Origin of the sequence: Micromonospora sp. WMMA1947 (genome assembly GCF_027497355.1) — a bacterium.
In the GTDB taxonomy this organism is placed as follows: domain Bacteria; phylum Actinomycetota; class Actinomycetes; order Mycobacteriales; family Micromonosporaceae; genus Micromonospora.
The window spans coordinates 3,874,741-3,885,908 of record NZ_CP114909.1 but is presented as its reverse complement, the minus strand read 5'-3'; the positions used below and the strand labels follow the sequence as shown (position 1 = coordinate 3,885,908).

General features: G+C 73.8%; 10 protein-coding genes. 7 read left to right on the top strand and 3 right to left on the bottom strand.

The annotated features are described in order from the left end of the window. Positions 1-33 precede the first annotated feature (33 nt). Complete coding sequence (locus tag O7604_RS18660) at positions 34-1,656, top strand: hypothetical protein (RefSeq protein WP_281577225.1); 1,623 nt, start codon at positions 34-36, stop codon at positions 1,654-1,656. Positions 1,657-1,686: 30 nt separating this feature from the next. Here O7604_RS18660 and coaE read toward each other — a convergent pair whose 3' ends face one another. Continuing rightward, entirely contained in the window at positions 1,687-2,865 is a 1,179-nt protein-coding gene (gene coaE / locus O7604_RS18655) for a dephospho-CoA kinase (protein ID WP_281577224.1), read from the bottom strand. Positions 2,866-3,026: 161 nt separating this feature from the next. Then, a complete protein-coding gene (rpsA, locus tag O7604_RS18650) occupies positions 3,027-4,556 on the bottom strand; it encodes a 30S ribosomal protein S1 (protein ID WP_051611429.1) in 1,530 nt (509 codons plus the stop codon). Between the two features lie 312 nt (positions 4,557-4,868). Here rpsA and O7604_RS18645 point away from each other — a divergent pair, with 312 nt between their 5' ends. The 6 genes from O7604_RS18645 to O7604_RS18620 all read left to right on the top strand — a co-directional run bounded on the left by O7604_RS18645 (position 4,869) and on the right by O7604_RS18620 (position 8,316). Continuing rightward, entirely contained in the window at positions 4,869-5,672 is an 804-nt protein-coding gene (locus O7604_RS18645; protein WP_269704978.1) for a methyltransferase domain-containing protein, read from the top strand. A 125-nt stretch (positions 5,673-5,797) separates the two neighbouring features. After that, a complete protein-coding gene (locus tag O7604_RS18640; RefSeq protein WP_030503817.1) occupies positions 5,798-6,016 on the top strand; it encodes a DUF2945 domain-containing protein in 219 nt (72 codons plus the stop codon). Continuing rightward, on the top strand, positions 6,003-6,350 hold the full coding sequence (locus O7604_RS18635; protein WP_194803517.1) for a DUF3140 domain-containing protein: 348 nt from the start codon (positions 6,003-6,005) through the stop codon (positions 6,348-6,350). Before O7604_RS18640 ends, O7604_RS18635 begins: the two co-directional genes overlap by 14 nt. 41 nt (positions 6,351-6,391) lie before the next feature. Continuing rightward, on the top strand, positions 6,392-7,258 hold the full coding sequence (locus tag O7604_RS18630; protein WP_281577223.1) for a CPBP family intramembrane glutamic endopeptidase: 867 nt from the start codon (positions 6,392-6,394) through the stop codon (positions 7,256-7,258). Between the two features lie 40 nt (positions 7,259-7,298). Next, complete coding sequence (locus O7604_RS18625; RefSeq protein WP_281577222.1) at positions 7,299-8,048, top strand: SDR family oxidoreductase; 750 nt, start codon at positions 7,299-7,301, stop codon at positions 8,046-8,048. Between the two features lie 7 nt (positions 8,049-8,055). Continuing rightward, complete coding sequence (locus O7604_RS18620) at positions 8,056-8,316, top strand: MerR family transcriptional regulator (protein WP_281577221.1); 261 nt, start codon at positions 8,056-8,058, stop codon at positions 8,314-8,316. Positions 8,317-8,417: 101 nt separating this feature from the next. On the opposite strand, the gene polA is transcribed toward O7604_RS18620, so the two are convergent. Continuing rightward, positions 8,418-11,117, bottom strand: coding sequence for a DNA polymerase I (polA, locus tag O7604_RS18615; protein WP_269704973.1), 2,700 nt, complete (start codon positions 11,115-11,117; stop codon positions 8,418-8,420). Positions 11,118-11,168: the final 51 nt, after the last annotated feature.

The following is an 11,168-nucleotide window of genomic DNA, read 5'->3' as shown; positions in this document are numbered from 1 at the left end:
GTCACCGAAACCCCGCTCTCGCGTTCTCCACTCGTGGGGACCTCTCCCGAGCGCCGGCCGCGACGTGAGCCCGACCCCGCCGCGCCCCCACCCGCCGGCGAGCCGGGCCGCCGCCGCGGCGCGAGCCACCCCCACCGGCTCTCCGCCCGGGGCGACGGCGACCAGGCCGTACCCCGGGAGCCGGGACGCGGCCACCGCCGCGGCCGCACCAGCACACCGACCCGGCCCGCCGCGGTGGCCGGTCGGCGCCGCCGGGCCGACCCGCTCGGCGGCCGCCACCCCACACTCACCACCCGGCCGGGAGTCGACCCGGAACTGGACGGCGCCGACGACCCGCCGGACGGGCCGGACCGGCGCCGCATCGCGCTCGTCACGCTCGTGGCGGCGGCCGCGCTCTCCGCCGCCATGCTCGTCGCCGCCCTTCTCGCCTGGGTACCCGACCGGGCCGACGACACCGGGACCGCACGTCCGCTCACCACCGCCGAGGCCGACCGGGTGGCCGCGCTGCGAGTCACCAACCTGCGCGACGTACGCGCCGGCGTCCGGGTCACCGTCGGGGCCGGCGGTGCCCGTACCGAACTGGTCGGCTGGGTCGACTGGGCGCGCCCCCTGGTCTACCTGGACGTCGGCGGCCCGGGCGCGGGCGCCGACCGGGGCCTGGTCCAGGCCACCGCGTCCGCGCTGCTGGTGCGGCCCGACCCCGGCGCGCTCCCCACCCCCGCCCGTCCCCCGCTGGTGCCGCCGGCGGACCGCTGGCGGATGCGGGAGCCGGCCGGCGGGCACGGCCTGGGCGCGGTACGCGACCTGCTGATCGGGCTCGGCGCCGACCGGGTCGACAGGCCCGCCACCGACGGGCGGTGGCTGCGCGGCGACCGGGTGGGCGGCATCCCGGTGGACGTGTTCCAGGCGCCCCTCGGACCGCCCGGTGACCCGCCGCCGACGCTGTGGGTGGACGCGGACGCCCGGCTGCACCGGCTCACCGGGCGGCTGGCCGACGGCACCCCCGTCACCGTCGACCTGACCCGCGCCGACCGGCCCACCGTGCATCCGGTGGACGCCCTCGGCGGCCGGCCCGGGCAGCCCCGGGCGCTCACCGACGACGAGACCGCCCGGCTGGCCGCGCTGCCCGCCCGGCTCCGGGCACTGCGCGGCGCGACGGTGGCGGTGGACGCTCCGCTCGCCCCGTCGGCCAACCTGCGGGCCACCGGCACGGTGAACGGGACGACGCCGTCGGCGTACGTCACGGTGATCGAGCAGGGCAGCGGCCGGCGTACCCTGCGGTGGGCCCGGCCGGGACGGGTGGCCGAGGTGCAGCGCTCCCCCGACGGACCCGCGACACCCCCGGCGCCGATGCCGGCCGCGCTGCTCGCGGCCCCCGCGCGCCCGCCCGGCGACGACCTGAACCGGCTGCTCGACGCGGCGCTGCGGACGACCCGGCGCGCACCGGCCGGCGACACCGTCCGGGTCCGGGAGGACCGGCTGGGCGACCGGGCGGTCGACGTGTTCGAGGTGCCGGGCGGCAGGCGCTGGTGGCTGGACCGGGGCGGCCTGCCGCACCGGCTGGAACTGCGGACCGGGCCGGGTGTGTGGATCCGGCTCGACCTCACCCCGGGCGCGGCGGGCGGCGGCGGCTCGTCGGCGTCGACGGCCCGCTGAACCGGGCCCGGCGCGGGCGGGACGGCCCGTTCAGGGGCGCCAGCCGGTCTGCGCGGCCCACTCCTCGGCGCGCAGGTGCTCCTCGTCGAACCACGGATCGGTCACCGTGCCCCACGCGGCGTGCTCCGGCGCCGCGGCCGCCAGCTCCCGCTTCACCTGGAGGTAGTCGGCCCGCCGTGCCGGGTCGGCACGCAGGTGGTCGCGCATCAGCAGCGCGTACCGCCAGCCGGGCGAACCGGCCTCCCGCAGGTGCAGCCGCACCGGACGCCCCGGGTCCGCACCGCCGTGCAGCCGCTTGGCCCAGCGAACCGGTTCCGGCTGTCGCGGCGCGTCCCACCAGTCACCCGGCAGACGCGGGAACCCCGCCTCGGCCAGCCGCTGCGCGAGCGGCCCGTCCGCCTCGTCCAGGGAGGACACCGTCACCTGGATGTCGATCACGTCCGGCGCGGCGAGCCCGGGCACGGCGGTGGAGCCGACGTGATCGACCCGGATGTCACCGCCGGCGGCGTGGCGGATCCGGGCGGCGAGCCGGGCGTACTGCTCGGGCCACGTCGGGTCCGGCCCGGCGAGCGCCACCGGGTCGGGCGGGACGGCGCGGTGCTCGCGCACGTTGCGCTCGTAGGGCAGCAGGCGGTCCCGCCACAGGGCGTCCACCGCGGCGTGCAACTCGGTCAGCGTGCCGTCGTTGCTCAGCAGCACGTCGGCGGCCGCGCCGCGGGTGGCGTCGTCGGCCTGCGCGGCGATGCGCCGCTGCGCCTCCGCCGGGGCCATCCCCCGGTCGCGGGTCAGCCGGGCCGTCCGGATCGGCACGGCCGTCTGCACCACGACCACCAGGTGGTACGTCGGCGCGAGTCCCACCTCGACCAGCAGCGGTACGTCGTTCACGACGATCGCGTCGGCGGGAGCGGCGGCCACCAGTTCGGCGCTGCGCGCCCGTACCCGGGGATGGGTGATCCCTTCGAGCGTGCGGCGGGCGGCCTCGTCGCCGAAGACCAGCGCGCCGAGGGCGGCCCGGTCCAGCGCCCCGTCGGCGTCCAGGACCTTGTCGGAGAAGGCGGCGACCACCTCGGCCAGCCCGTCGGTGCCGGGCGCGACGATCTCGCGGGCGATGCGGTCCGAGTCGACGATCACCGCGCCCAGCGTGGCGAGCCGGCTCGCCACCGCGCTCTTGCCCGATCCGATTCCGCCGGTCAGCCCCACCTTCAGCACCCGGACAGTCAACCGGATGCGGTGTCGGCATGCCAAACCGCCCCGGCACACGACGCGGGCCCCGCCCCCGGCGCTCCGCTGGTGCGGAACGCGGGGACGGGGCCCGTCGTCAGAGGCAGTCGCCGGTTCGTCCGGTGGGACGAACGGGCGTCAGCGTCCGGTCACTTGCCGCCGGCGAGCTTCTCCCGCAGCGCGGCGAGCGCCTCGTCGGTCGCGAGCGTGCCGGCCGGCTCCTCGGCCTGACGGCTCGGGGCCGAGGTCGAGGTGGTGGTGCCGCTGGTGGCGGGCGGAGCCGGGTTGGCAGCGGCCTCGGCGTCGGCGGCGCGGGAGGTCTGCACCTGCTTGGTGTGGGCCTCCCAGCGCTGACGCGCCTCGGCGTACTGCTGCTCCCAGGTCTCGCGCTGCTTGTCGTAGCCCTCGAGCCACTCGCCCGTCTCCGGGTCGAAGCCCTCCGGGTAGATGTAGTTGCCCTGCTCGTCGTAGGTCGCGGCCATGCCGTAGAGGGTCGGGTCGAAGTGCTCCTCGCCCTCGACGAAGCCCTCGTTGGCCTGCTTGAGCGACAGCGAGATCCGGCGGCGCTCCAGGTCGATGTCGATGACCTTGACCATGACCTCGGAGCCGACCTGCACGACCTGCTCCGGGATCTCCACGTGGCGCTCGGCCAGCTCGGAGATGTGGACCAGGCCCTCGATGCCGTCGTCCACCCGGACGAACGCGCCGAACGGCACCAGCTTGGTGACCTTACCCGGCACGATCTGCTGGATCGCGTGGGTGCGGGCGAACTGACGCCACGGGTCCTCCTGCGTCGCCTTCAGCGACAGCGAGACCCGCTCGCGGTCCAGGTCGACGTCCAGGACCTCGACCTCGACCTCCTGGCCCACCTCGACGACCTCGGACGGGTGGTCGATGTGCTTCCAGGACAGCTCGGAGACGTGCACGAGGCCGTCCACGCCGCCCAGGTCGACGAACGCGCCGAAGTTGACGATCGAGGAGACGACGCCCTTGCGGACCTGCCCCTTCTGGAGCTTGTTGAGGAACTCGGTGCGCACCTCGGACTGCGTCTGCTCCAGCCAGGCACGGCGGGACAGGACCACGTTGTTGCGGTTCTTGTCCAGCTCGATGATCTTGGCCTCGAGCTCGCGGCCGACGTACGGCTGCAGGTCACGCACGCGCCGCATCTCGACGAGCGACGCGGGCAGGAAGCCACGCAGGCCGATGTCGAGGATGAGACCACCCTTGACGACCTCGATGACCGAGCCGCGGACGACACCGTCCTCGTCCTTGATCTTCTCGATCGTGCCCCAGGCCCGCTCGTACTGCGCCCGCTTCTTGGAGAGGATCAGCCGACCCTCCTTGTCCTCCTTCTGGAGGACGAGGGCCTCGATGTGGTCGCCCACCGAAACGACCTCGGCCGGGTCCACGTCGTGCTTGATCGACAGCTCCCGAGAGGGGATGACACCCTCGGTCTTGTAGCCGATGTCGAGCAGGACCTCGTCCCGATCGACCTTGACGACGGTGCCTTCGACAATGTCGCCGTCGTTGAAGTACTTGATGGTCTCGTCGATCGCGGCGAGGAAAGCTTCCTCAGAGCCGAGGTCGTCGTGGGTGACCTTGTTGGCGCTCGAGGTGGCCTCGATGCTGCTCGTCATGTGGGCGGTTGCTCCGGTCGGATGGGTTGTCACAGCGGGCATGGGTGTCGCAGTGACTCTTCCGCGCCAGCGGATCCGTCGCCGGGCACACCGAACGATCGACGCGAGAAGATCATTAGTGGCTCCGGTGACCGCGCACCTGCTCCCTGCCGAGGCACACGATCCGCGAGCGCATCGTCTAGCCTACCCGCTGCATTACCACAGCGTGCAAGCCCTCCCGGGTCCGTGCGAACTCATCCGCTGCGAAAGCGGAGATTTTGCGCGGTAAGGGGCCACAGCTGTCTCGTCCGTCACACCCGTCCCAACCGCCACCCCACCCGTCCGGCCGGAGGCCGCCGGACCTAGCGTGGACGGGTGGACGACGACAGGGTGACCCGCCGACGGGTCGACGCCGGTGAGATCCGCCGGGCCAACCGCGGCTGGTGGGACACCGACGCCGACGCGTACCAGGCCGAGCACGGCGCGTTCCTCGGCGACGCCGACTTCGTCTGGTGCCCGGAGGGCCTGCGCGAGGCCGACGCCCGGCTGCTCGGCGACGTGGCCGGCCGACGGATCCTCGAACTGGGCGCCGGGGCGGCCGCCGCCGCCCGCTGGCTCGCCGGCCAGGGCGCCCGGCCGGTCGCGCTCGACCTGTCCGCCGGCATGTTGCGGCACGCCGCCGAGGCCGCCGACCGCACCGGGGTACGCGTGCCGCTGGTGCAGGCCGACGCGCTCGCCCTGCCGTTCGCCGACGCCGCGTTCGACACCGTCTGCACCGCGTTCGGCGCGATTCCGTTCGTGGACGACTCGGCGGCGGCGATGCGCGAGGTGGCCCGGGTGCTGCGGCCCGGCGGCCGGTGGGTCTTCTCGGTCACCCACCCGATGCGCTGGATCTTCCTGGACGACCCGGGCGAGGGCGGGCTGACCGCCGTGCACTCGTACTTCGACCGCTCCCCCTACGTCGAGCAGGACGAGCACGGCGTCGCCACGTACGTCGAGCAGCACCGCACCCTGGGCGACCGGATCCGGGAACTGGTCGGCGCCGGTTTCCGCCTGCTGGACCTGGTGGAGCCGGAGTGGCCGGCCGGGCACGAGGGGATCTGGGGCCAGTGGAGCCCGCTGCGCGGTCGGCTGTTCCCCGGCACCGCGATCTTCGTCGCCGAGAAGCCGGCCCGCTGACGCCGGACGGACGCGCGGTGCGATCGGGCCGGCGGTAGCGCCCCCATGCTGCCCCGGTGAGCGCCGAGCCGATCGCGACACCACCCTCTCCGTTACTCGGTACCGGCCGCGGGTAACCGGCCGGCATGGCCGAGAAGGAGTTCCGCGCCGGCGACCACGTCTCCTGGGCCAGCCACAGCGGCCGGGCGTACGGGGTCGTCAAGGAGAAGCTGACCGAGCGCACCCACGTCCGCGGGCACACCGTGAACGCCTCGCCGGAGCAGCCGCAGTACCGGATCACCAACGACGACTCGGGCCGCGACGTCGCCCACCGCCCGGAGGTGCTGCGCCATGAGTCGCGCTGAGGACCCGCAGCAGACGTACCGGGAGTTCACCGACGCGGTGAACATGAAGCCCGGTGAGCTGACCCGCTGGCTGGAGACCGAGGAGTCCAAGCACGTCGGCTGGCACAAGAAGGGCACCCAGGGCGGCGAGTCGGTCGGGCACGACTCCGGCCGGCGCATCGTCGACCTGCTGCGCCGCAAGCGTGCCGACCTGACCGCCGCCGACTACAAGCACATGCGCAAGGTGATCGGGTACGTCCACCGCCACCTGGCGCAGCGCCCGTCCGGCGACGTCCGGGACACCCGGTGGCGGTGGTCGCTGATGAACTGGGGGCACGACCCGCTCAAGGGCTGAGCCGCCCGAGCCGTTCGCCGCGCGTTGGTACCGTGCCGGCGATGACGACAGACGTCTCGACCGCCGGCCGTCATCCCCGCGCCGGACGGATTGTCCTCCTGGCGGGCCTCGGGCTCGTCGCCGTCGCGGCTCTCGTCCTGGTGGTGACCGGCAACACCGGCGTCAGGTACAGCGCCGACCACGACGGCACCGTGCCGATGTGGAGCCGCTGGATCCCGGCGCTGGCCGGGATCGCGCTGATCCGGCTGATCCCGCCCGCGCCCGACCCTAGGTGGCCCGACCCGGTCGCGCCGTACCGCGAGGCGGTGCCGCTGCTGCTGGCCGGGATCGCGTTCGCCGCCGTGATGCCGCTGCTGGGCGGCGAACCCGCGTACACGGTGTTGAAGCTCGCGCTGCTGCTCGGCGTACCCCTTGTGGTGTTCCTGGCCGCGCGCCGCCGGCCGCCACGGTGGCGTCCGGGGCCGGCCCCGGCGGACGCCGCCCACCGGTGGGGTCCGGCGCTGCCGGTGGCGGTGTGGCTGGTGCTCAGCTACGCGACGCCGCTGGCCGTGCCGGCCAGCGACTGGGGGCGGACCGTCACGCCGGTCGAGCTGGCCGTCACGCTGCTGGTGGCCTTCGCGGTGAACGCACTGCTGGAGGAGGTCTTCTACCGGCGGTGGCTGCAGACCCGGTGGGAGTCGCTGCTGGGCCGGTGGCCGGCGATCGTGCTCGCGTCGCTGGTGTGGGCGGTATGGCACGTGGCCATCCAGGGCAGCGGCCGGCCCGGCATCGACCTGGCCGCGGTGCTGGTCAACCACGGCGTGATCGGGCTGTTCCTCGGCTACCTGTGGTCCCGGTACCGCCGGATGTGGCCGCTGCTCGTGGTGCACGGCGCGGTGAACGCGATGCCCGTCCTGCTCGGCCTCTGACTTGACCCTGCCGCAGGCGGCAGGGTCGGACGATGCCGGCATGGAACGCCGCACACCACGCGTCGCCGTGGTCACCGGTGCGGGCACCGGCATCGGCCGGGCCACCGGACACGCCCTCGCCACCGCCGGGTACGCCGTCGTCGCCGTCGGCCGGCGCGCCGCGCCGCTGTCGGAGACCGCCGCCGGCCGGCCGGACATCACGCCACTGACCGCCGACGTCACCGCGCCCGACGGGCCCGGCCGGATCGTCAGCGTCACGCTCGACCGGTACGGCCGCCTGGACGTCCTGGTCAACAACGCGGGCGTAGCCGGCGGCGGGCCGCTCGCGGATCTGGACGAGGACGCCGCCCGGCGGCAACTGGAGACGAACCTCCTCGCGCCCGTCCGGCTGGCGCACGCCGCCGTCGAGGCGCTCGCCGCGACACGCGGTGTGCTGGTCAACGTCACCACGTCGGTCGGCCTGCGTGCCTGGCCGGGCAGTTCGGTGTACGCGGCGGGCAAGGCGGCGCTGGACTCCCTGACCCGCAGCTGGGCGGTGGAACTCGCGCCGCGCGGCGTCCGGGTGGTGGCGGTGGCGCCGGGCGCGATCGACACTCCCATCGGGGTGCACAGTGGCCTGTCCCCCGAGCGGCGCGCGGCGGTGCGGGACTGGCAGCTCGCGCACACCCCGGCGGGCCGGCTCGGCCGCCCGGAGGACGTAGCCTGGGCGATCCGGCGGCTGTGCGAGCCGGAGGCGGACTTCGTCACCGGCGTGGTGCTGCCGGTGGACGGGGGCGCGGTGGTCGCGTGAGAGGACGGTGGCGACGGTGCGGATCGGCGCGGTGGCGAAGGCGACGGGCTGCACACCACGTGCCCTGCGGCACTACGAGGAACACGGGCTCATCGCCTCGGCCCGGGCGGCGAACGGCTACCGCGAGTACGACGACGGGGTCGTCACCCGGGTCCGCAACATCCGTCACCTGCTCGACGCCGGGCTGACGCTGGACGACGTGCGGGTCTTCCTGCCGTGCCTGGACGGGGACGTGGCGTCCGCGCCGCCGTCGCCTCCTGTGCGGTAATCAAGGAGTTTGTGTCACGCCAGAGCCCGTTCGGGGACACAAACTCCTTGATCATCGCCGGGGCGGGCGGGTGGTGGCGCGGGTGGGACGGCGGTGGGGTGTCAGTGGTCGGCGCTGTTCCAGTCGCGGCCCTCGCCCACCGAGACCTCCAGCGGCACCGACAGCGGGTACGCCTCGCCCATCTGCTTGCGTACCAGCGCCTCCAGCGCCTCGCGCTCGCCCGGCGCGACCTCGAAGACCAGCTCGTCGTGCACCTGCAGCAGCATCCGGGAGCGCAGCCCGGCGTCGCGCAGCGCGCTGTCGACGTGCAGCATCGCGACCTTGATGATGTCGGCCGCCGAACCCTGGATCGGGGCGTTGAGTGCCATCCGCTCGGCCATCTCCCGGCGCTGCCGGTTGTCGCTGACCAGGTCGGGCAGGTAGCGGCGGCGGCCCAGAATGGTGGAGGTGTAGCCGTCCTGGCGGGCGCGGGCCACCACCTCCTGGAGGTAGTCGCGCACCCCGCCGAACCCGGCGAAGTAGTTCTCCATCAGCCCGCGCGCCTCCTCGGCGCTGATGCCGAGCTGCTGCGACAGGCCGAACGCGCTGAGCCCGTACGCCAGGCCGTAGTTCATCGCCTTGATCTTGCGGCGCTGGTCGGCGGTGACGTCACCGACCTCGACGGTGAAGACCGACGACGCGGTGGCGGCGTGGAAGTCATGCCCGGAGTTGAACGCCTCGATCAGCGCGTCGTCCGAGGACAGGTGCGCCATGATCCGCATCTCGATCTGGCTGTAGTCGGCGGTGAGCAGGCACTCGTAGCCCTCGCCGACGACGAACGCGCGCCGGATCCGCCGCCCCTCCTCGGTGCGGATCGGGATGTTCTGCAGGTTCGGCTCGGTGGAGGACAGCCGCCCGGTCGCCGCCACCGTCTGGTTGAACGTGGTGTGGATCCGGCCGTCGTCGGAGACCGACTTGAGCAGACCGTCGACAGTCGACTTGAGCTTCGCCACGTCGCGGTGGCGCAGCAGGTGGTGCAGCAGCGGGTGCTCGGTCTGGGCGTAGAGCCACTGCAACGCGTCGGCGTCGGTGGTGTAGCCGGTCTTGATCCGCTTGGTCTTGGGCAGGCCCAGCTCGGTGAAGAGGATCTCCTGCAGCTGCTTCGGCGACCCGAGGTTGAACTCGCGGCCGACCACCTCGTACGCGCTCTGGGCGGCGGCCTTCACCTCGGCGGCGAAGTGCGCCTCCAGCTCGGAGAGGTAGTCGGTGTCGGCGGCGATGCCGGTGCGCTCCATGGTGGCGAGCACCCGCATCAGCGGCAGCTCCACGCCGGCCATCAGCCGGGCCGACTGCTCGCCGTCGCGGGACAGCTCGGCGTCGATCGCGTCGGCCAGGTCGAGCGTGGCGCGGGCCTGGAGCATGAGGTTCTGCTCGGCCACCCCCTCGTCGCCGAGCCCGTCGAGCGTGAGCTGACCGGTCTCCGGCGCGTCGACGCGCAGCTCGCGGTGCAGGTAGCGCAGGGCCAGGTCGGTCAGGTCGTAGGAGCGCTGGTCGGGGCGGGCCAGGTAGGCGGCGATCTGCGTGTCGCGGGCGATGCCGTGCAGCTCCCAGCCGTGCGCGGCGAACGCCAGCACCGCCGGCTTGCTGTCGTGCAGCACCTTCGGGCGCTCCGCGTCGGCCAGCCACCCGGCCAGCGCGGCCTCGTCGCCGGCCTCCAGCCGGCTCGGGTCGAACCAGGCGCCCGCCCCGTCGGCGGTGGCCAGCGCCATCGCGGTCACGGTGGCGGTGTGCCGGCGGTTGGGGCCGGTGTCGAGCGTGACCGCCAGGCCGACCGGTGCGCCCGCCGGGGCGTGCGTGTCGAGCCAGCCCGTGAGCGCGCCCGGCTCGGTGAGCACCTCGCCGGCCAGGTCGAAGCCCGCCTCGGCCTCCGGCTCGACCGCTTCCAGGTATTGGTAGAGCCGGTCGCGGAGGATGCGGAACTGGAGCGTGTCGAAGACCTGGTGCACGGCTTCGCGGTCCCAGCCCTGCCAGCGGGCGTCCTCGGGGCGTACCGGCAGCTCCAGGTCGGAGACCAGGCAGTTGATCTCGTAGTTGCGGATCACGTCGGCGAGCCGCTCGCGCAGGCTGTCGCCGGCCTTGCCCTTGATCTCGTCGGCGCGGGCCACCACGCCCTCGACGCCGCCGTACAGGTTGATCCACTTGGCCGCGGTCTTCGGGCCGACGCCCGGCACGCCGGGCAGGTTGTCGCTGGTCTCGCCGACCAGCGCGGCCAGGTCGCGGTAGCGATCAGGGGTGACGCCGTACTTCGCCTCGACCGCGGCCGGGTCCATCCGGGCCAGGTCGGAGACGCCCTTGCGCGGGTAGAGCACCGTCACGCGCTCGCCGACGAGCTGGAACGCGTCCCGGTCGCCGGTGGTGATCAGCACGTCCATGCCCTGGTCGCGGGCCTGGCAGGCGAGCGTGGCGATGACGTCGTCGGCCTCGTAGCCCTCCTTCTCGACCACCGGCACGCGCAGCGCGGCGAGGACCTCCTTGACCAGGCTGACCTGACCCTTGAAGTCGGTCGGGGTCTCGCTGCGGCCGGCCTTGTACTCGGAGTACTTCTCGGTGCGGAAGGATCGGCGGGAGACGTCGAACGCCACGACGATGTGCGTCGGCTGCTCGTCGCGCAGCACGTTGATCAGCATCGAGGTGAAGCCGTAGACGGCGTTGGTCGGCTGCCCCGTGGTGGTGGAGAAGTTCTCCACAGGCAGGGCGAAGAACGCCCGGTATGCCAGGGAATGTCCGTCGACGAGGAGCAGGCGCGGCGTCGTAGCTGTCACGGCTGCGACTCTAGTCCGTACGCCCGACAACTCCGGCCTCCGGTGCGGCGC